Genomic DNA, 21101 nt, shown 5'->3' with positions numbered 1-21101 from the left:
GTGCTCAGGCTCTCATGGGGACGGCGTCGTCGGCCGTCTCCCCCGGGTCGGCCGTCTCAGCCGTCTCGCCGGGGCCACGGAGGTGGAGGAAGTCGAGAAAGGCCTTCGCCACGCCCTTGAGCGGCTTGTTGCGGTGGTAGACCACCGAGAACACGTGCTCGATGGGGTCGCCCTCGATCCGCAGTTCGCTCAGCGTGCCCGCGCGGAACTCGGTGACGACCGAGGTGCGCGGCAGGACCGCGATCCCGAGCCCGGCCTCGACCAGCGCCTTCACCGACTCGGAGTTGTTCACTTCGAGGACGACGTTGCACGAGGAGAGCGACAGCCCGTTGGCGTCCAGGTAGGAGGCGAGGCCGGTGTAGGTGCACGATCCGGGCTCCTGCACGATGAGCGGCTCTTCCAGCAGATCGTTCAGCGCGATCTTCCGCTCTTCCAGGCACCAGCGGTGCCGGGGCGGCGCGACCACGACGTGGTGGTCGCGGAAGAACTCCTCGGCGACCAGGTCGCCGCGGTCGATCGGCTCGGCCACGATCCCGATGTCGACCTCGCCGTCGAGCAACGACTTCAGCACCGCTCCGCTGCCGGCGACATTCCAGACGACCTTCACGTCCTTGTGCTGGGCGAGAAAGGCGCCGATGATGCGCGGGAGCACGTACGAGCTCATCAGATTCGTCAAGCCGATCGCCAGCCGCCCGTGGAATTTCCCGGTGAGCTCGCCCAGCCGTGCCGCCAGGCTCTCGGTGGCGGCCAGGACGTCGGTGGAGTGGTCATAGAGCAGCATGCCCGCGGGCGTCAGCGTGACCTTTCGGTGGGAGCGGGTGAACAGTGGTATGCCGAGGGCGCGCTCAAGATGCTGGATGTGGAATGACACCGTCGGCTGCGAAAGGTACAGCTCCTCAGCCGCTTTGCGAAAACTGCCCAGACGGGCGGCGGCATGGAAGACGCGCAGGTGGAGGGCGACAAGATCGAGATGCCCTCCCGCTGCCTGCTGGACGTAGCTCTTCAAGACACCCCTCCGGGGACCGTGACCTGACGGACGGCGAACTACCGTTATCGTAGCAATCTGGAAGTAATCGGGGAACGGCTTGGAAAGAACGTCCTCGCCCCGGATCCCGCGTGGCGATCGGCCAACACGAAGTATGCTTCGGGATTTTCTATTTCAAACTCTGATGCCATGCCGCTATCGTGACCGCACACCTTCGTGACACGCCTCACCGAGGGCAACTGTTCAGCGGGGAGCGCCGAGAGGAGCGCGCCTGTGCCATGCAAGAAAACCACCCGAAAAGCCCTGTCCCGTTTGTTGGTGCCATTCTTGTTTCTGTCCACGGCGTGCACCACCGCCTCCGCCGACCGAGACGCCGGGCGCGTCGTCTTCTACACGTCCTGGCCGCAGTCGACCACGCGGCAGGTGGTCGACGCCTTCAACCGCGCGCATCCGGACGTCCGGGCGACCTACGTGCTGGGCGAAACGCTCGAGCTCGGGGCGCGCATCCAGACCGAGAGCGAGTCCGGCTCGCTGGGCGGCGACGTGGTCGTCCTCGCCGACCCCGCGGTGACCGAGGTCCTCGCCCGGGACGGCGCGTTCGCCGAGGTGCCCCTGCCGCAGTTCGCGGAGATGCGCAAGGGCTACTACGACCCGCGGGGCCGCTGGGCGGCGCCGCGGATCGCGGTGGGCGCCCTCTGGTACAACGTCGAGGCCCTGCGCTCGCGGGGGCTGGCGCCGCCCGGGTCGTGGTTCGACCTCCTCGACCCCCGCTACGCTCCGCTGACCGTGATGCCGTCGCCGGTCGTGGCCGGCACCATGGCGACCCTGATCTCCGCCACCGTGCCCGACCGGCGGTTCGGGTGGGGCTACTGGCGGCGGCTGGCGCACGGCGGGGCCGGCTTCACCAACTACGTCACCGACTCGGCGCGCATGGTGGCCGCCCGGCAGGCGGGGATCGGATACACCCTCTCCAACTACACCAAGCAGTACCCGCTGCACCCGAAGGGCTCGACCCGCATCGCGGTTCCCCGGGAGGGCGGGATCATCGTCCCGTCGGCGGCCTCGGTGCTCGCCGAGGCCCCCCATCCGGGTGCGGCCCGCACCTTCTTCCGCTATCTCATGTCCCCGGAGGTGGCGCGCATTCTCGTCAAGGACGGCAACTACTCGCCGCGCCTGGACGCGCCCACGCCCCAGGGCCTCCTGCCGCTGGCGCGGCTTCCCGCGATGCGCCTGCACACCGATTGGATCATGAAGCCCGAGTCCCGCAACGAGATCCAACGCCGCTGGCACGAGGTCACCGGCCTGTCGGGGGGATGACATGAGCACCACGATCTCTCGCGCGGACCGCGAACTCGGACCCGGAGGCCCGCCACGCCGCTCCGCACCGGCTCGTCTGGCCGCCCGCGTCGCCACCTGGCCCGTCCTGGTCCAGGCCGGCTGCCTCGGGTTCCTCGCCCTCTTCCTGTTCGTCCCGCTGACCACTGTGCTGACCAGGAGCGTCGTCGATGACGGCGAGTTCACCACGGAGGCGCTGCGTGCGCTGTTCAGCGGCTACTACGTGCGGCCGATCGTCAACACGCTCGTCGTCGCGTCACTGGTCACCGTGCTGTCGTTGCTGATCAGCGCGCCGCTGGCGTTCCTCCTCGCGTGCACCGACATCCGGCCGCGGCGGACGCTCACCGCGCTGATGCTGGTTCCCTACGCGCTTCCCGCGCCGTTCCTGGCGATGGTCTGGGTGAACCTGTTCATCTCCAACGGCGTGCTGGAGCAGCTCGTGGGCACCTCCTTCGGCGTTCCGGTCTACGGGATGGGCGCGCTGGTGGTGGTGCAGTCCTTCCACCTGTTCCCGCTGGCCGTCACGGCCCTCGCGACCGCGTGGGCGGGGCTGGGGGCCGACCTGCCGGGAGCGGCCAGGGTGCACGGGGCGTCGGCGCGGCGCGAGTTCCGTTCGGTGAGCCTTCCTCTGGTGCGTCCGGCGCTGGTGAACGCGGCTCTGCTGGTGTTCGCCGCGAGCGTCGCCGAGTTCGGGACGCCGCTGCTGCTCGCCGGCCCGGTCGGCTACCGGGTGCTCACCACCGAGATCTACAGCCAGCTCACCGTCTTCCCGATCAATGTGGCGCTCGCCTCGGCGATGGCGCTCGTCCTGTGCTGCGTGACGTACACGACGCTGATCGGCGCGCGCCGGATGCTGCGCGACCGGAACTTCGTCACGGTGCGGGCCGGCGCGCTGGCCGCCCGCCGGTTCGTCGCCCTGGGCAGGGCGCGCACGCCGGTCAGCGTGCTGGCGGGCGGCGTGCTGCTCGCCCTGATCGCGCTGCCGCTGGCCACCGGGGTGCTGATCGCGCTGACCGACGTCTGGGGCCGCGGGCTGGGGCCGGACAACTGGACCGCGCACCACTTCGCCGACGTGCTGTGGAAGTCCGACCGCACCCGCCACGCGATCGTCAACGTCGTCGTGCTGGGCGCGCTCGCCGGGTTCTGCGCGGCCGCGCTCGGCTTCCTCTGCGCGCACCTGGCGATCCGCCGGGGCGGGCGGTCGGGACGGCTGATCGACACGCTGGTGTTCGTCCCGTACGTGGTCCCCGGCGTGGTGCTGGCGATCGGGCTGGTGCTCACCTTCCGGCGCGACTCGTTGCTGCCGCTGGTGGCCACGTACACGATCCTGCTCCTGGCGTACGTGCTGCGGTTCCTGCCGGTCGCCTACCGGACGGAGAACGCGGCGCTCGCGCAGGTCGACGAGCGTTTCGAGCACGCCTCCCGGGTGTTCGGGGCGAGCTGGCCGCGCGCCACGTTCGGGATCGGAGCCAGGCTGACCACGGCGGCGCTCGCCGGTGCGTGGGTCCTGGTGTTCGTATCAGTGCTCAAGGAGGTCAGCGCCAGCACGCTGCTGTGGTCGCCGGGGCACGAGGTGGCGCCGGTGCTGGCCATCGTGCTGTTCCGCGACGGCGAGGTCCAGCAGGGCGTCGCCCTGAACCTGGTCCTGGCGGTGGTGGCGATCATCTTGACCCTGGTGATGCAGGGCTTCGGCGGCAGAGACAAGACGCGGAGGACGAAATGACGATCACTGAGCGGTTCTCCCGCAGGGCCCGGCGCGGCGGAGGCGGAGCCGGCGGCGGAGGGGCGGCGGTCGGCATCCGGCTGCGCGGCGTCGGCAAGCGGTTCCACGACACGGTGGTCATGGCCGATCTCGACCTGGACGTGCCGGCAGGCTGCTTCTTCACGCTGCTCGGTCCGAGCGGCTGCGGCAAGTCGACCACCCTGAACGTGATCGCCGGGCTGGAGGACGCGACCGCGGGCGAGATCTGGATCGGCGACACCCGCGTGTTCTCCCGGAGCGACCGGCTGGTCGTGCCGCCCGAGCGCCGCGGCCTCGGCATGGTGTTCCAGTCGTACGCCCTGTGGCCGCACATGACGGTGGTGCAGAACGTCGGCTACGGGCCCCGTACCCGGGGCCGGTCGGGCTGGCGCGAGCGCGCCATGCAGAGCCTGGAACTCGTCCGGCTCGCCGACCACGCCGATCGCTACCCGCACCAGCTCTCCGGCGGCCAGCAGCAGCGGGTCGCGCTGGCCCGGGCGCTGGCGGGCGAGCCGCGGGCGCTGCTGTTCGACGAGCCGCTGAGCAACCTCGACGCCCGGCTCCAGGAGGAGCTGCGGCTGGAGCTGAAGCGCCTGCACCAGGAGCTCGGCTTCACCGCCGTCTACGTGACCCACAACCAGGAGGAGGCGCTGGTGCTCTCCGACCGCATCGCCGTGATGCGGGACGGCGGGATCCTCCAGGAGGGCACCCCGCTCGAGGTGTACGGCTCCCCCGCGTCGATCGAGGTCGCCCGGTTCCTCGGCCGGTACAACCATCTGGAGGTCCGGCTGGACGGAGCGGAGGTCGAGCTGACCGGGCTGCCGGTCCGGTTCGCGGCGGCCCCGGCGGCGATGGACCGGCTGGTCGACGGCCGCGGCATCCTGTGCGTTCGCCCGCAGGACGTCACGGTGGAGCCGGCCGGCGGCGCCCCACCGCCCGACGGACGTCCCGCATTGGCGGGGACGGTGGAGACCCGGGCGTATCTCGGGACCCATCACGACTACGTCATCGCCGTCGGCGGGACACGCCTGCTGGCGCGCGCCGGCGTCGGCCGGAGCGGCGATCTGGCCCCCGGAGACGAGGTCACCGTGACCTTCGACGCGGCCGCCGCGCTGATGTTCCCCCCCGGCGCCCCGGCGGTGGGCGCGTGACCGGCCGGGCGAGCGGCCGTTCCCGGGCCGGTGACGCTGACGGGACCGGTGACGCTGGCGGGACCGGTGAGCGGGTCTCCGCCGAGCGTCTCCGCCGGCTCGCGACGGCCGTGCTGGGCGGGCACGGCGTGCCAGGCGATGACGCGGCCCTCGTGGCGGACGTGCTCGTCGAGGCGAACCTGCGGGGACACGATTCGCACGGGGTCGCCAGGCTGCCAAGGATCTGCGAGGGGCTCGGGCTCGGGGCGATCCGGCCCGTGGCGTGCGTCGAGACGGTGCGGGACGGCGGCGCCGCCGTGCTGCTCGACGGTCGGCGGAGCCTGGGCCCGGTCGCCGGCGTCGTGGCCGCCGATCGGGCCGTGCGGCGGGCGGCCGAGCACGGCCTGGGCGTCGTCGGCATGCGCGGCGCCTCGCACCTCGGCATGATCGGCTACTACGCGGAGCGGATCGCCGTCGCGGGCATGATCGGCCTGGTGCTGACCAACAGCGAACCCGCGATGGCCCCATACGGCGGCGCCGAGCGCAAGCTGGGCACCAACGCGCTGGCCCTCGGCTTCCCGACCGGCGCCGAGCCGATCCTGGTCGACATGTCCACGTCGGTCGCCGCGCGCGGGAAGATCATGGTCGCGCAGCGCCGGGGCGAGTCCATCCCGCCCGGCTGGGCGGTGGACGCCGACGGCGCGGACACCACCGACCCGGCCGCCGCGCTCGACGGCGCGCTGCAGGCCATGGCCGGTGCCAAGGGCTACTGCCTGGCCGTGGCCGTCGACCTGCTCACCGGCGCGCTGACCGGCGGCGGCGTGGGCAGTGAGGTGTCGGGCACCTTCGACATGCGGCGGCCCAGCAACAAGGGAGACCTCCTGGTGGCCGCGCGACCCGAGGCCCTCGCCGGAGACGGCGTGTTCCTCGACGGCGCGGGACGGCTCATGGAAGACCTGAGGTCAGCGCGGACGCGGCCCGGAGTCGCGGAGATCCTGCTGCCCGGAGAGGTGGAAAGGCGGACCCGCACCGCCAGGCTCGTCTCCGGTGTGGAGGTGGACCCCCGCCTCCTCGACGAGTTGAGGGAGCTGGCGGAGCCGACGCGACGGCGGCATGGGCGCCCGTGAAGGCGCGTGAGGCGTCACCCGGTGGCGAGCCGCTCCGCGAAGCGGCGGCCGGGGCTGGAGGGAGGTTCGTCCCGCCGGATGACGCTCCACAGCGGCTTGTGCAGGGGCGTGCCCTCGATGCGCAGGGCGTGCAGAACACCGGCGCGGACCTCGTCCCGAACGGCCCCGGCCAGGACGAGGGAGATGCCGAGCCCGTGGCGCACGGCCTGCTTGACCGCCTCGGTGCTGCCGAGGTCCATGGCGACGCGGAGGTCCTCGGCGGCCGGGCCGAGCCGCTCGCGCAGCAGGGTGCCGGTGCCGGTGCGCGGCTCGCCGCCGAGAATCGGCTGGCCGGCCAGCTCGCCGACCGCGACGGCGCTCCGGGACCGCCACGGGTGGTCGGCGCCCACGATCACCACGACCTCCTCGGTGCGCCACCGCTCCGCCTGGAAACCCGGCCGATGGTCCCACCACTCCATGAGCGCGATGTCGATCCCGCCGGCGGCGAGCCGGTCGGGCATGGCCGCGTTGGCGCCGATCACCAGCCGGGTCTCGAACCCGGCGTGCTCGGCGGCGAAGCTCTTGAAGATCGGCTGGATCAGGTACGTCCCGATATTGGACGAAGCGCCCACGACCAGCTGCGGCCGGGCCAGTGCGCGTCCCGCGCGGTCGGCCAGATCGAGGAGCAGCCCGGCGTAGTGGACGAACTCGTCCGTGCCGGGCACGGGCCGGCAGCCGGAGCGGTCGCGGACGATCAGCGCGGTGCCGTACCGGTTCTCCAGGGCGCGGACGTGCAGTGAGACGCTCGCCTGCGACAGGCCGCGCTCCCTCGCGGCGGCGTGAAAGCTTCCCGTGCGCAGCACCGCGAGGTAGCTGGCGAGATGGTCGAGGTTCACGCCTGGACCTCGTTGATCGCGTACTCGGGCCGCCGGCCCGCCAGCGCCTCCCGAACCTGCCGCACGGCCGCCAGCGACATCTTCCTGCGGACCCCGTCGACGGCAGTGCCCAGGTGCGGCGTGAACAAGGTGCGCGGATGGTCGAGCAGCGCACGGGGGATCTCCCGCGGGCGGTCGGGCAGCGCCCAGTCCTCCATCGCGAACACGTCCGCCGCGTATCCGGCCAGCCGTCCGGAGTCCAGCGCGCGCGCCACGGCGAGCTCATCGACGACCGAGCCACGTCCCACGTTGACCAGGTAGGCCCCGGCGGGCATCCGGGCGAGCGCCGCGGCGTCGAGCAGCCCTCGGGTCGAGGGGGTCAGCGGTACGAGCGGCACGACGATGTCGCTCGCGGCGAGCAGCTCCGCGAGCTCGACGCGCCGCGCCCCGAGGTCGCTCTCGGTCCCCGGGGGCAGCGGGGCGGTGTCGCTGTAGAGGATGCGCGTGCCGAAGCCCTTGAGCCGGGCCGCCAGCGCCCGCCCGACCTTTCCCATTCCGATGACGCCGACCGTGGAGTCCTGGAGGGTGGCGCCGTACAGGCGCGGCCGCCACCCCGCGTACCGGCCGCCGCGCACGTGCCCGTCCCCCTCGCCCACCCGGCGCAGCAGCCCGAGGATCAGGGCCATGGTGAGCTCTGCCGCGGGCGCCGTGAGGTGGTCCGGCAGGATCGTCACCCAGATCCCCCGCCGGGTGCAGGCGTCGACGTCGATGTTGTCGTAGCCCTTCAGCGTCGCGCTCACGATGCGCAGGCCGGGCCCCGCGTCCAGGAACTCCTCGTCGACGTGGTCGGCCATGCACACCACCACTCCGGCCGCGCCGCCCAGCCGCGTCCGTACCTCGGCGCGTGGCAGGACGTCACGCTCGGTCGGGGCCGCGCACTTGCAGAAGCGCTCCAGCGCCTCGATGACCTCGGGGTGCACCCAGTGCGTGACCACGACCAGCGGCTCGCACGCGTAGGAGTCCATCGATTACCTCTTTTAAGGAAGATTCAACATCGATTATGATCCTCAATCATAGGCGGCGCAGAGTCAAGGGAGAAGGCGTGGACGAGGCATCGCTGGCCGGCACGACATGGAGTTGCGCGGATCAAGACCTGCTCACGGCGCTGGACACGCTGCTCCGCGCGGGTTTCACCGAAGTGGAGATCTGGGCCGAGGGGCGCCACCTCGACCCGCGGGTCGAGCCCGACGTCGAGGCGGTCGCCGGCTGGCTGCGCCGCAGCCCGCTCACGGTCCGATCGGTTCACCTGCCGTTCGACGGCGTCCTGCCGGACCGGCCGGCCGACGAGCGCGCCGCCGCCTGGATCCGGCTCTGCACCCGCACCCTCGACCACGCGGCCGCCCTCGGCGCCCGGCTCGCCGTGGCGCACCCCGTGCTGTTCCCCGATCCGGCCGACCGCGCCGGCCAGGCCGCCGACCGGTTCGTCCGCGCCGCCGACGCCATCGCCGCGCAGGCCGAACGGCGCGGCATCCGCCTCACCCTGGAGAACATGCACACCATGCGCGGCCCCACGCTCCGCACCGTGCAAGAGCTCACGGAGGCCCTGGATCGCATGACCATCGGCGCGGGCATCTGCGTCGACACCGGCCATGCCGTCTTCAACGGCCGGGTGGGCGCCGACCTAGCCGCCGAGATCGTCCAGGCCGGCGCCCGGCTCGCCACCACGCACGTCCACGACAGCGACGCCATCGGCCGCGACCCCCACCTGGTCCCGGGCGACGGCATCGTCGACTGGGCCGCCACGCTCGGCGCCTACGAGACCATCAACTACCAGGGCCGGTACGTTCTCGAAGTGCGCGGCGGCGACGATCCCCTGGCCACACTGGGCCTGTCCCGCCAACGGCTGCTCGACGCAGCAAATGGTGCGTCCCAGTCCATCGGGAAAGGAACATGAACCGTCCCACCGTGGCATGCGTAACCGGCATCGGCTGCGGGTCGGTCAGGGTGACCAGGTGGGCGCCGGTCATGGCGTCCACCAGCAAGCGGGGGGCACCGGGGCGGGCCGGCTCCAGCGTTCCGGATCGAGGGCAGACGGTTCCCTGCGCGTACGGACGACTGCCTCCCTACCCCGCGGCGGCCACGTGAGCGTCGGCATGGCCATCCCGGCGGGCCACGTGCTCCCGGCCGTCCTGCCGGCTGCCGGCCCGCCTCATATCGGGCGGGCCGGCAGCCGGATGTCCAGACCGACGTTGCCCGGCGCATCCCGCTCGCTCCTGACCCGGCGGGCAGTTGGGAGAGCGGCTGGAGACGCTCAAGCCCATGGCCGCCGCTTTCACGTCCGGCCGTCGGCCGTGCCGCGGGATCTGCGGCATGATCGGGTGGGTTCGGGGCGCGTTCCGCTGTGAGATGTCCCGTGAGACGATCATGAACGGCAGGCTCTGTCAGGCTGGGCGATCCTCAGGGTTCGACCTGCTAGAACCTTGATCGTCGCAAGGGCCGAGCGCCCTGCTGCTTGGTCGAGGGCTACCTCCTGTGCAGCTCATAGATAATGGTTCTGCTTGGGGTGATGGTGCGGCAGGCGAGGAACTCCTGGCCTTGGTACGGCAGGGTCCGGCAGGTTTCCTGGTATTCGCCGGGCACCGGGACGTTGCGAGCGACCGAGTTGTAGAAGACGAACCAGTCGGGCCCTCCGCTGAAGACCGGAAAACTATTGAGGGAATGCGTGCCGTCCGGCTCGGCGGTGTCCTCGATGACCTGATATTCGTCGCGGCCCACGACCTTCCGGTTGAAGACCGTGACGACCTGCGGCTTGGACGTGGGCTGCGGCTGCGGCACCGTGGTGAACTCGGTCTGGCCCTCGCCGAGCGGGTAGACCGCCAGCCGTGGCCAGGTCTCGTGCGGCGCCCAGTTCGTGACGGTCAGCCGTGGAAAGGTGGCCCTGCCCCACTGGTCGCGGAACGCGTTCAGCACCTCCTCGGTCGTCGGGAGCATGCGCTGGTCGGTTCCTTTTACGATGTTGATCTGGTAGTCGATACCGCGCTCCGGTGTGATGACCCTGCACAGCAGGAACTCCGCCCCGGCCTTGGGAAAGATCCGGCAGGTGTATTCGAACTCGCCCCGCAGGGGGGGAGCGGGTAGAGGTGTGGTAGAAGGTGAACGAAGCCCGGGTGCCGAGAAACACCGGGAAGCGGTTCACCACGTGGTGTCCGTCCTCCAACTTGATGTCTTGGACGATTTGGTGCTCCACCTCGCGTTGGGGCGGCGGCGCGGTGTCAGTGCCGTTGATGGTGCGCTGGAGAATGTCGTAGGTGATGTCCTCTCTGGGCGTTTGAGGCTTCGGCTCGGCGTTGGTCTCGTCCGTGCCAGGGTCGAATCCGAACTGCGATCGTCTGGTCCAACTGGAATCGGGTAACCATCCGACGACGCCGGTCTTCGGGAAGGTGACCCGCCCCCACTGGTCGCGGAAGGAAGCCATGATCTGCTCTATCGGCGGTCGCGCGTCACTGTGTTCGGCGGACGCCGAACCTGCGGAGCTGGTGCCGATAATCGCGAAAGGCGCCATCAGTATGGTGACAGCGGACATCATGCGGATCGGGTGCATGGGCATTAACCTTTCTGGGCTGATTGTCTCGACCGTGAGTAGGGGTGGCGGGAACGCCGGAGCGGGGTCTCGGCCGACGCCGGCCGCCTCGCCCCAGCCGAGGAGGCGCCAGCGCACGGCGACGGTGAGCCGGAAACGGGCGGTCTGGGTGCCGTTGCACAGCGGCGACTGGCCGGACGAGAGGCAGTGGTCGGAGCAGCCCTCGTTGCCGGTGCCTGAAGAACTTGGGCGGAGTGTCGACGACGAGGTCGACCATGCCGGCCCACTCCCCCTTGCGTCGCTTTCCACCGCGCGTCCGCCCGCCTGCCATATTCAGGTCACGGCGCCCGAGCGTCCGCGGTTCACCTCATCCAGGTATCTCGTCCCGTCCAGCACTCCGGAGTTGTTTGATTCCGGCACGTGTTCATCCGTGGATGACCTGCCTTGCAAGGGTGCAGGGCGGCCTCGCTCGTCATCGCCAGGACGGCGAACACGAACAGCGCGGTCGGGACGACCTCGGCGAGGAACGCGCCGAGGATCTCGCCGGCGAGTTGGGGGCCCCGGCAACCGACCGCCTCGACCGGGGTCATCCGGCGGGCGGGCAGCACGCCCAACGTGACGACCGGAGATCGGCCACGCCTTCCGCGTGCGCGTCGTCGGTTGCCGGAAGGCCGCCGCGAGGGTCAGGCGGGCCGGATCGACTGGGCGTTGCGGAAGACGTCGAGCGGGTCCCAGCGCTTCTTCACTCGTTGCAGCGAAGGATAGGCGTCCTTGTAGTAGAGGGTGGACCACGGCTGGTTCGAGCGATTCCATTGCGGATCGCCCAGGTCGACGTCCGGATAGTTGATGTAGCAGCCGTCGGTGACGCCGCCGCCCACCATCGGGACGCCGCCGGTCGCGGCGAACGTCGCCCTGTAGGTCTCGCGGATCCAGGACAGGTATTCGGATTCTGCCGGGTCGTTCTTCGTCCAGTAGACCTGGTACTGCATTTTCATGATGGAGTCGCGCTGCCGCGCCGCCGTGTCGCGCGGCGGACGGTTGATCGCGCCACCGTAGGAATCAATCTGGATGACGGACTGCTTGTTGGCGTAGCTGGTGAATCTCTCTTTGCCGAGGAACGACCACATCGCGTCGATCTGCGTGGGGTCGAAGGGTTTACGAATATAGGCGGACTTGTATTTTCCACACTGGTCCTCGCCGCTGCTGTCCAGGGTCTGGGTGGCGGTCAGCCACGGCATGACCCTCGGAATCTGCATATGAGCGACGGTCGGACGCTCCCCCATCGATGTCCGCATCGCCGTCGCCGTGGCGCCGATGCCGCCGTCAACCCTTTCCAGGAACTCCTTCATGGCCGCCGGACCGCCGGGATCGTCGACGTCCACCTGCGCGAAGAGCCCGATCTGGCCATTGCAGACGTGGTTGAGGACCAGAATCCCGAAAAGCTTCCCGGCCGCCGTGGAAGGGTCCTGGTGGTCGCGGAAGTACGTCCCGAATGCGGTCAGCAGGTGGACGAAATCGTCCTTGGCGACGTCCTTCCAGTCCCAGGCGAGGCCGGTGAGGAGCACCATGCTGGGCGGCTCGGGCAGGTCCCTGAACCAGAATCTGGTGATGACGCCGAAGTTGCCGCCCCCGCCGCCGGTGTGCGCCCACCAAAGCGCTCTGCGGTCGGGGTCGCCGTCGTCGCGTCTCGCCACGACCAGTTCGGTGGTGCGGTCCGGTTTCACCACGGCGACCTCGACCGCGTAGAGGTAGTCCACGGTGAGCCCGAACTGCCGCGACAGAAGCCCGTATCCACCGCCCGTGATGTGGCCGCCCAGGCCCACCGAGTAGCAGGACCCTCCCGGAAGCGCTCTCCCGCTCATCGGGTACAGGTGGCTGTAGGCATGCCAGTTACCGGCGCCCGACTCCACACAGTAGGCGTCCATGCCCTGGTCGTAGTACATCCCGCACATCGGCGACATATCGAGGATGACCCGGACGTCGGCCCCGCAGACGAAGTTCTCGTAGCAGTGCCCACCGGACCGGACGGTGATCCGCGTGCGCGCGGGGTCCTTCGGCGGCTGCCGCACGGCCTCGGCCAGCGCGTCCCGGGCCTCCTCTGGGGATCGCACCAGCCGGACGTATTCGGGTTCGGCTATCCATCGCTGGTTGAACCCGCGGCTCAGCGCCGGGTACCGCTTGTCACCAGGCCGCACGATCGGGGACGGCTGGGGCGAATTCGAGGTCATCGACACCACCTCCGCAGGGAACCATGCCTCGGCGCCGAGCGGCCTCGCAGGAACGCGGCTCTCCTCGACTACTCTCGGTTTCCCATCATGACCCTACGGAAACACCCCAGGTCTCTGCGCCGCAGCCGTCCTTGGAAACGGTCAGCGGGTGGCGCTGTGCGGGGTCAACCGGCGCGGCCCGGCCGTGCTTCACCGGCAGGGGTTCCATGCCAGGCGGTGATGCCGAGCCCGTCCGGCCTCCTGACTATCGCCAGCCCGGATGTCGAGTAGGCGAAGCACGGCCTTAGCCGTACTAGCCGGGACGAGAGACCAGCGACAGCGCAGCCGCCTCACCTCGAGCGGCGCTCGGAGCGAGACGATCGCCGGCCACGCCTCCCCCAGAATGTTCCAGACGAGATCATCGCCGCCCCGGGGCATTTCCCGCACCGGTCGAGGTCCCGTCACAGGGGCACCCGCCGGTGAACAATATTCACGCCCCCGCAGTTCACTCGCCCATTCCCACTTGTCCATTGGACGGGGGCTATGGCGGGGTGCCGGGTGCGGGGAGGCGGTGCCAGGCCGGGCTCGTTTGACCGTTCGTGACTGGGCTGCGCTACAAGGGGTCGGCGATGCCCACGTAGACGGGTTCCAGGTAGTCGAGGAGGCCGTGGTGGCCGCCTTCGCGTCCCAGGCCGCTCTGCTTGACGCCGCCGAAGGGTGCGGCCGGGTCGGAGATGACTCCCTGATTGAGGCCGATCATGCCGGTCTCCAGGCGCTGCGTCAGTCGGAGCCCGCGGTGCAGGTCGCTGGTGTAGAGATAGGCGATGAGGCCGTACTCGGTGTGGTTGGCGGCGGCCACGGCCTCGTCCTCGGTGTCGAACGGCAGGACGGGGGCGACGGGTCCGAATATCTCCTCGTGCAGGACGCGGGCATCGGCCGGGACGCCGGTCAGCACGGTCGGCGGGTAGAAGTAGCCCGGCCCTTCGAGCGGGTGACCTCCGACCAGGGCGCGGGCGCCTCCGTCCAGCGCCTCCTGGACGAGCGCGGCCACCTTGTCGCGTGCCGCGGCGTTGACAAGCGGGCCTACGTCGGTCTTCTCATCAAGCCCGGGGCCGACGCGCAGTCGGCTCATCGCCTCGGCGAACCTGGTGACGAACTCGTCATAGACGGGGCGCTGAACGTAGAAGCGGTTCGCGGCGGTGCACGCCTGGCCGCCGTTGCGCATCTTGGCGGCGAGGGCTCCGTCGATCGCCGCGTCGAGGTCGGCGTCGGCGAACACCAGGAACGGGGCGTTGCCGCCCAGTTCCATGGAGCAGTTGAGGATCTGGCCGGCGGCCTGCTCCAGAAGCGTCCGTCCCGTGGCGGTCCCGCCCGTGAACGACAGTTTGCGGACGCGGGGATCGGCGAGCATCGGGCCGACGACGCCGCTCGGGTCGCGGGTGGGCAGGACGTTGACCACCCCGGGTGGGACACCGGCCCGTTCGGTCAGTTCGGCGATCGCGAGGGCGGTGAGCGGGGTGAGCGCCGCGGGCTTGAGCACGACCGGGCAGCCCGCGGCGAGCGCCGGGGCGATCTTTCGGGTGGCCATGGCGGCCGGGAAGTTCCAAGGGGTGATCAGCAGGCATACGCCGACCGGGCGGTGCAGGACGAGGATGCGCCGTTCGCCGCCGGGCGCCCGCGACATCTCGCCCGCCCCGCGGACCGCCTCCTCGGCGTACCAGCGGAAGAACTCGGCGGCGTAGGACACCTCGGCGCGCGCGTCGGCCAGCGCCTTCCCGCTCTCGGCGACGATCAGACGGGCCAGCCGGGACGCCTCGCCGGTCATCAGCTCGTACACGCGGCGCAGCGTCTCGGCGCGCTCCCGGGGCGGTCGCGCCGCCCATGCGGGGCCCGCCCGGTGCGCCGCACTGACGGCGGCGCGGGCATCGTCCGCGGTCGCGTCGGAGACCTCGGCGATCGGTTCGCCGGTGGACGGGTCGTGCACGGCGAACCGGCGCCCGCCCGACGCGGCGCGCCACGTCCCGTCGACGAGCAGGTCGGTCGGCGCGGTCGCCGCCGCCGTGGCAGCGGCCGTCACGCGCCCATAGCCTTCGCGATCGTGTCGGTGACGCGGTCGACCGACGGGATGACGGTGTCCTCCAGCTCGCCCGCGGGCAGCGGGACATGCGGCGTGGCGATACGCACGGGCGGCCCGGTGAGCAGCCCGTACGCCTCCTCGGCGACCAGCGAGACCAGCTCGGCGCCCCAGCCGCACAGCCGGGGGTTCTCCTCGACGGTGAACAGGCGCCCGGTCCGGGCGAGCGAGTCGAGCACGGTGGTGATGTCGAGGGGGACGAGCGAGCGGAGGTCCACCACGGTCGCCTCCACGCCGAGGCCCGACAGGCGCTCGGCGGCGGTGACGGCCCGGGGCACCATGGCCGCGAGCGCGACGATCGTGCAGTCGCCGCCCTCGCGCACGACCCGCGCCGTCCCGAGACGGTCGACCAGTTCCCCGTCGGGCACCTCGCCCTTGACCGGGTAGAGCGCCTTGTGCTCGAAGAACAGGACGGGGTCGGGGTCGCGCACGGCGGCGGCCAGCAGCCCGACGACGTCGGCGGGGGTGGACGGCGCGACGACCTTCAGGCCGGGGACGGACATCGCCCAGTTCTCCACGCTCTGCGAATGCTGTGCGCCGAACCGCAGCCCTCCGCCGTTGGCGGTGCGGATGACCAGCGGGAAGGCGAACTGCCCGGCCGCCATGTACCGGGTCTTGGCGATCTGGTTGGCCACGATGTCCCAGCAGACGGCCAGGAAGTCGGAGAACATGATCTCGGCGACCGGGCGGAGGCCGTTCATCGCGGCGCCCATCGCCGCGCCGAGGATGGCCTGCTCGGAGATCGGGGTGTCGCGCACGCGCTGCGGCCCGAACGCCTCCAGCAGGCCCGGGGTGGCCTTGAAGACACCGCCGGCGGCGGCGACGTCCTCACCGAGGAACACCACGTTCGGGTCGTGCGCCAGTTCCTGTGCCAGGCCGCGGGCGACCGCGGCGCGATAGGTCAGTTCCGCCATTGCCGTCCTCCGTCCGCCCACACGTCGGTCAGCGCGGTCTCCGGGGCGGGGCGCGGCGCCGCCTCCGCCTGCTCCGTCGCCTCGTCCACCGCGCGCTGCGCCGACTCGTCGATCTCGTGCAGCGTCTCCTCCGGCACCCCCGCCGCCGTGAGGCGGGCGCGATACACCGGAAGGGGGTCGCGGGCCAGCCATTCGGCGACCTCGTCCGCCGGACGGTACTTGCCGGGATCGGCCCGCGAGTGTCCGCCGTGCCGGTACGTCACCGCCTCGATCAGGGCCGGGCCGCCGTCGCCGCGCGCCTTCTCGATCGCCTCCGCGGCGATGAGGTAGACGGCGTCGGGGTCGTTGCCGTCCACGACGACCGGCGGCAGGCCGTACGCGCCCGCCCGGTCGGCCGCCGGACGGGGCACGGCGGTCACGTCCTCGATCCGCGTGTACTCCATGTACAGGTTGTTCTCGCAGACGAACACGATCGGCAGGCGCCACACCACGGCGAGGTTCAGCGCCTCGTGGAACGCGCCGATGTTGGTCGTCCCGTCGCCGAAGAAGCAGACCACGACCTGCCCGGTGCCACGGTGCCGCGCCGCCCACGCCGCGCCGTTGGCGACCACCAGGTGCGCGCCGACGATCGCGTACGACCCCATCGCGCCGTGCTCGGCGCTGGTCAGGTGCATCGACCCGCCCTTACCGCCCATCAGCCCGGTGGACCGGCCGAGCAGCTCGCCCATCACCGCGGGCATCGGCGCGCCGCGGGCGAGCGTATGGGCGTGGCCGCGGTAGGTGGCGAACGTCAGGTCGCCCGGACGCATCGCGGCGGCGAACCCCGCCGCGATCGCCTCCATGCCCAGCGACAGATGGCTGGTGCCGGGCACCAGCCCGCGCAGGAACAGGTCGTGCGCCCGTTTCTCGAACCGGCGCAGCTCGGTCAGCAGCCGGTACACGCGCAGCCGGGTCGCCTCGGTGAGCTCGGGGGCGCCGGTGTGGACGGTCATCCTTCACCTCGTGGAGAGTCGGTGCTCGTTGAACGTCAGTACTCGTTCGCGACGAAGAGTTCTTCGGCGGGGAACAGCGTGATCACCTGGTGCCCGCCGGCGGTCACCACGATCTCCTCCTCGATCCGCGCCGCGGAGAAGCCGTCGGCGGCCGGGCAGTAGGTCTCCAGCGCGAAGACCATGCCCTCGCGCAGCTCGACCGGATGCTCCAGGGAGTTCAGGCGGCTGATGACGGGCCGTTCGTGCAGCGCGAGACCCAGGCCGTGCCCGAACTGGAGGCCGAACGCCGCCATCTCGTCCGGGAACCCGAACTCGTGGGCGGCGGGCCACACCCGGGCGATCCGGTCGGTGGTGACGCCCGGCTTGACCAGCTCGATCGCCGCGTCGATCCACTCGCGCGCCCGGGTGTAGGCGTCGCGCTGGGCGGGGGTGGCGCGGCCGACGCCGAACGTCCGGTAGTAGCAGGTCCGGTAGCCGTTGAACGACTGGATGATGTCGAAGAACGCCTGGTCGCCGGGCCGTATCAGGCGGTCGGAGAAGTTGTGCGGATGCGGGTTGCAGCGCTCCCCCGACACCGCGTTCACCGCCTCGACGTCGTCACTGCCCAGCTCGTACAGCCGCCGGTTCACCAGCGCGACGAGCTCGTTCTCCCGGACGCCCGGACGCAGCGCCGCCGCCAGCTCGTGGTAGACGCCGTCCACCATCGCGGCCGCCGTGGACAGCAGCGCGATCTCGTCCGGGGACTTGATCTGCCGCGCGTCCAGCATCACCTGCTGGCCGTCCCGGACCTCCACGCCCTGGCGGGCCAGCTCGAACAGCATCGGCGGCTCGGCGATGTCGACTCCCACGGGGGCGCCGTCGAGGCCGGCGTCGGCGAGGAGGCCCTTGATCTCGGCGACCGCGCTCGCCAGCAGCCCCGCGTCGGGCGCGATCGAGCCGCGCAGCCCGAGCATCCCCGCGCGGGAGTTCTCCGGGCGCAGCCACGGCGCGTACAGCCGGTGGTGCTGGGCGGCGGAGCCGAAGTCCCAGACGACGGGCTCGCCGGCGCGCGGGAGCAGGGCGTACCGGGCGACCTTGTCCCGCGCCCACTCCCCGATCATCGTGCTGGTCAGATAGCGGATGTTGTTGACGTCGAAGCACAGCAGCGCGCCCAGCTCGCTGCCCTCCAGCGCCTGGCGCGCGCGGCTCAGCCGGTACTCGCGCAGACGGTGGAAGTCGACCCGTTCCTCGAAGTCCACGGCCATGGGCCCCGGTGCCGGGACGGGACGCGCCGGACCCGCCATCGTCGCCACCTCCCCTAGTCCGCGGTCCCGGTCAGCCCGTCGGCGACCGGCCCGTCGTCGGCGACCAGGTCGAGCCCGGCGGCGGCGGCCTGGACGGACAGCAGCGCCGCGAAGTCCTCGGCCGCGTGCCCCTGCCCGATCGCCGCCTGGACGAGGTGGTGCACGAGCGCGGTGACGGGCATCGGGGTCTCCAGCTCACGGGCGGCGGCCAGCCCGAGGTCGAAGTCCTTGCGGAGCAGCTCGGTGGTGAACGTCGGGGTGTAGTCGAGACGCACCAGCGCCGGCGTCTTGTACCGGGTGAAGACCGAGCCGAGGACGCCGTCGTTGATGAACTCCAGGAAGTCGCGGCGGCGCACCCCCGCCTTGTCGGCCAGCACCGTCACCTCCGCGAGCGCCTGCGTGACCACCCCGAGGAACAGGTTGTGGCAGAGCTTGACCAGCCGGGCCGCCTCGTCTTCGCCGACATAGGTGACGGCCCGGCCGATCGTCTCCAGCAGCGGCCTGACCCGCTCGCTCGCCTCCCGCGGCCCCGACACGACGACGCTCAGCCGACCCGCGGCGACCGCCTTGCCGTTGCCGCTCACCGGCGCGCACAGCAGGTCGGCGCCGCGCGCACGCGCCGCGGCCCGCATCTCGCGGGAGACCTCGGCGGAGACCGTGGAACAGTCCACGATCACCCCCGGGGACCGGGCGGCGGTGAGCAGCCCGCCCGCGCCCAGCAGCACGTCGCGGAGGTCGGCGTCCGTGGACACCATGGTGAACACCACGTCCGCCGCCGCCAGGTCCGTGATCTTGTCGACGATGACGGCGCCGTGCTCGGCCAGCGGCTCGGCCTTCCGGCGGGTGCGGTTCCACACGCTCACCGCAAGCCCGGAGCGGACGAGCCGCTCGGCCATCGCGTACCCCATGCGGCCGGTCCCGATCCAGCCGACCCGGGCGGTGCTCACGTCGTCATCCACCGGATCACTCCCTGTCGCGATCGTGCAATCGTTTGCGACGATATGGTCGCTCAACGAGGGTCGTCAACCCCTCGGCCGAATCACCAACAGGCGAAACAAGCGGTCTTACAGCGGCGAATGCTCGATTAGATGAGCAAACGATTGACAGCTTCGCCCTGCGGATTGGAGACTCACGTGGCGGCTTCCCGCGCGCCGGACGCCGGCGACAGACCTCAGAGGAGCCATCCGTGAGCAGCACAGACCTCGCCCTGGTGAACGGGCGCATCACCACCCTGGCCGCCGACGGCACCCCGCCCGAGGTGCCGGCCCTGGCGGTGCGGGACGGCCGGATCGTCGCCGCCGGTTCCGCGGACGCCGCGCGCCGGGCCGTGGCGCCGGACGCCGACGTGATCGACCTCGGCGGACGCCGCGCCGTGCCGGGGCTCATCGACGCCCACGTCCATTTCGTCCGCGCCGGCCTGACCTGGAACGAGGAGATCCGCTGGGAGGACGTGCCGGATCTGGGCACGGCGCTCGGACGCCTCGCCGCCGCGGCGCGGGACCGTCCGGCGGGCACCTGGCTCAAGGTCGTCGGCGGATGGCACCCGGACCAGTTCGCCGAACGCCGCGCCCCCACCCGGGACGAGCTGGACGCGATCGCACCCGGCCATCCGGTGTTCGTCCAGTGCATGTACTCCTGGGGAATGCTGAACACGCGCGCCCTGACCGAGGTCGGCCTCGACCGCGCCGTCGCGGAGGGCGTGGACCCGGCGGCCCTGGAGGTCGACGCGGACGGCCGCCCCACCGGCGTCCTGCGCGGGATGCCCGCGCTGCGCTGGCTGTACTGGCAGCTTCCGGTGCCGTCGCCGGAGGAGCAGGTCGCCTCGACCGCCGCCGCCTCCCGCGTGTTCAGCGCGGCCGGGCTGACCGGGCTGATCGACGGCGGCGGCAGCAACACCGGCCCTGACACCTACCGTGCGCTGTACGAGACGTGGCGGCGCGGCGAGCTCACGGTGCGGACGCGTCCGACGATGCACGCGTCCAGGCCCGGCGCCGAGGCCGAGGAACTGCCCGGCTACCTGCGCTACACCGCGCCGGGCTTCGGGGACGGCATGCTCCGCGTCCTCGGCATGGGAGAGATCATCCACTATGCCGTCCACGACGGTTTCCACCGCGAGCCCGACCTGTCGGAGAAGTCACTGGACGCGCTCCGCGAGACGTTCGCCGCGGCGGCCCGGCACGGCTGGCCGTTGCAGATCCACGCGATCCGCCGCGACACCCTCGACATGGTCCTCGACCTCTGGGAAGAGCTGGACCGCGAGGTACCGCTGGCCCCTTTGCGCTGGACGATCGTCCACTGCGAGGGCCTCAGCGCGGACGGCGTGCGCCGGGTCGCCGACCTGGGCGTCGGCGTGTTGGTGCCCGCGATGCTGCGCTTCGAGGGCGACGACCTGATCGAGGCGTGGGGGCCCGAGGCCGCCGGGCAGGCACCGCCGCTGCGCGCTCTGCTGGACGCGGGCGTGCCCGTCGGCGGCGGCACCGACGCGATCAGGGTGGCGTCGTACCACCCGTTCACGGCCCTGCACTGGTACGTCTCCGGACGGACGATCGGCGGCCGCCGCATCCGCGACGAGAACAACCTGCTCACCCGGGAGGAGGCCCTGGAGCTCTACACCCACCGCGCGGCCTGGTTCAGCTTCGAGGAGGACGAGCGCGGACGCCTGCAGCCCGGGATGCTGGCCGACCTGACCGTCCTCGACCGCGACTACCTCACCGTCCCCGAGGACGAGATCCCGGCGGTGAGAGCCGACCTCACGCTCGTGGGCGGAAAGATCACCTGGGCGGGCCCGGCGTTCGGCGTCCCACGCCGTTAGGCCCGCC

Annotated in this window: 17 protein-coding genes; 6 read left to right on the top strand and 11 right to left on the bottom strand. The window is 71.4% G+C overall.

From position 1 onward, the window contains the following. Positions 1-4: 4 nt before the first annotated feature. Positions 5-1006, bottom strand: a complete 1002-nt coding sequence (locus E1264_RS13265; protein WP_132173125.1) for a LysR family transcriptional regulator — start codon at positions 1004-1006, stop codon at positions 5-7. 297 nt (positions 1007-1303) lie between these two features. On the opposite strand from E1264_RS13265, the gene E1264_RS13260 reads away from it, so the two are divergent. From E1264_RS13260 to E1264_RS13245, 4 genes are read left to right on the top strand one after another with little or no spacing between them, the layout of a single operon-like run. Beyond that, positions 1304-2302 (top strand): extracellular solute-binding protein, encoded by a 999-nt coding sequence (locus E1264_RS13260; RefSeq protein ID WP_165964156.1) that lies wholly within the window; start codon positions 1304-1306, stop codon positions 2300-2302. 1 nt (position 2303) lies between these two features. Further along, entirely contained in the window at positions 2304-4043 is a 1740-nt protein-coding gene (locus E1264_RS13255) for an iron ABC transporter permease (RefSeq protein ID WP_132173121.1), read from the top strand. Beyond that, positions 4040-5212, top strand: coding sequence for an ABC transporter ATP-binding protein (locus tag E1264_RS13250; protein WP_132173119.1), 1173 nt, complete (start codon positions 4040-4042; stop codon positions 5210-5212). The genes E1264_RS13255 and E1264_RS13250 overlap by 4 nt, the downstream gene beginning before the upstream one ends. Then, complete coding sequence (locus E1264_RS13245; RefSeq protein ID WP_132173117.1) at positions 5209-6318, top strand: Ldh family oxidoreductase; 1110 nt, start codon at positions 5209-5211, stop codon at positions 6316-6318. Before E1264_RS13250 ends, E1264_RS13245 begins: the two co-directional genes overlap by 4 nt. A gap of 14 nt (positions 6319-6332) precedes the next feature. On the opposite strand, the gene E1264_RS13240 is transcribed toward E1264_RS13245, so the two are convergent. Next, positions 6333-7193 (bottom strand): LysR family transcriptional regulator, encoded by an 861-nt coding sequence (locus tag E1264_RS13240; protein WP_132173115.1) that lies wholly within the window; start codon positions 7191-7193, stop codon positions 6333-6335. Continuing rightward, positions 7190-8197, bottom strand: coding sequence for an NAD(P)-dependent oxidoreductase (locus E1264_RS13235; protein ID WP_132173113.1), 1008 nt, complete (start codon positions 8195-8197; stop codon positions 7190-7192). Before E1264_RS13235 ends, E1264_RS13240 begins: the two co-directional genes overlap by 4 nt. 77 nt (positions 8198-8274) lie before the next feature. Here E1264_RS13235 and E1264_RS13230 point away from each other — a divergent pair, with 77 nt between their 5' ends. Beyond that, positions 8275-9126: a sugar phosphate isomerase/epimerase family protein gene (locus tag E1264_RS13230; RefSeq protein WP_165964155.1), complete on the top strand. Its 852-nt coding sequence runs from the start codon at positions 8275-8277 to the stop codon at positions 9124-9126. Positions 9127-9695: 569 nt separating this feature from the next. On the opposite strand, the gene E1264_RS13225 is transcribed toward E1264_RS13230, so the two are convergent. From E1264_RS13225 to E1264_RS13190, 8 genes are all read right to left on the bottom strand, one after another. Next, positions 9696-10163 carry a hypothetical protein gene (locus E1264_RS13225; protein WP_132173109.1) on the bottom strand — a complete coding sequence of 156 codons (468 nt, stop codon included), beginning with the start codon at positions 10161-10163 and terminating at the stop codon, positions 9696-9698. A gap of 951 nt (positions 10164-11114) precedes the next feature. Then, entirely contained in the window at positions 11115-11366 is a 252-nt protein-coding gene (locus tag E1264_RS13220) for a hypothetical protein (RefSeq protein WP_132173107.1), read from the bottom strand. Between the two features lie 69 nt (positions 11367-11435). Continuing rightward, positions 11436-12980: a BBE domain-containing protein gene (locus E1264_RS13215; RefSeq protein ID WP_132173105.1), complete on the bottom strand. Its 1545-nt coding sequence runs from the start codon at positions 12978-12980 to the stop codon at positions 11436-11438. A gap of 592 nt (positions 12981-13572) precedes the next feature. Next, entirely contained in the window at positions 13573-15036 is a 1464-nt protein-coding gene (locus E1264_RS13210) for an NAD-dependent succinate-semialdehyde dehydrogenase (protein ID WP_132173103.1), read from the bottom strand. After that, positions 15033-16007 carry an alpha-ketoacid dehydrogenase subunit beta gene (locus E1264_RS13205; RefSeq protein WP_132173101.1) on the bottom strand — a complete coding sequence of 325 codons (975 nt, stop codon included), beginning with the start codon at positions 16005-16007 and terminating at the stop codon, positions 15033-15035. The genes E1264_RS13210 and E1264_RS13205 overlap by 4 nt, the downstream gene beginning before the upstream one ends. Next, entirely contained in the window at positions 15995-16999 is a 1005-nt protein-coding gene (locus E1264_RS13200) for a thiamine pyrophosphate-dependent dehydrogenase E1 component subunit alpha (protein ID WP_132173098.1), read from the bottom strand. The genes E1264_RS13205 and E1264_RS13200 overlap by 13 nt, the downstream gene beginning before the upstream one ends. A gap of 35 nt (positions 17000-17034) precedes the next feature. Next, positions 17035-18282, bottom strand: coding sequence for a Xaa-Pro peptidase family protein (locus E1264_RS13195; RefSeq protein WP_132173096.1), 1248 nt, complete (start codon positions 18280-18282; stop codon positions 17035-17037). A gap of 14 nt (positions 18283-18296) precedes the next feature. Further along, the gene (locus E1264_RS13190; RefSeq protein ID WP_132173094.1) at positions 18297-19241 is read right to left on the bottom strand and encodes an NAD(P)-dependent oxidoreductase; all 945 of its coding nucleotides are present in this window, start codon (positions 19239-19241) and stop codon (positions 18297-18299) included. Positions 19242-19468: 227 nt separating this feature from the next. Between E1264_RS13190 and E1264_RS13185 the strand changes: the two genes are divergently transcribed. Beyond that, positions 19469-21094 carry an amidohydrolase gene (locus tag E1264_RS13185; protein ID WP_165964154.1) on the top strand — a complete coding sequence of 542 codons (1626 nt, stop codon included), beginning with the start codon at positions 19469-19471 and terminating at the stop codon, positions 21092-21094. Positions 21095-21101 lie beyond the last annotated feature (7 nt).

The organism is Actinomadura sp. KC216 (assembly GCF_004348535.1).
Classification (GTDB): Bacteria; Actinomycetota; Actinomycetes; order Streptosporangiales; family Streptosporangiaceae; genus Spirillospora.
This window is presented reverse-complemented; position numbering and strand designations above follow the sequence as displayed.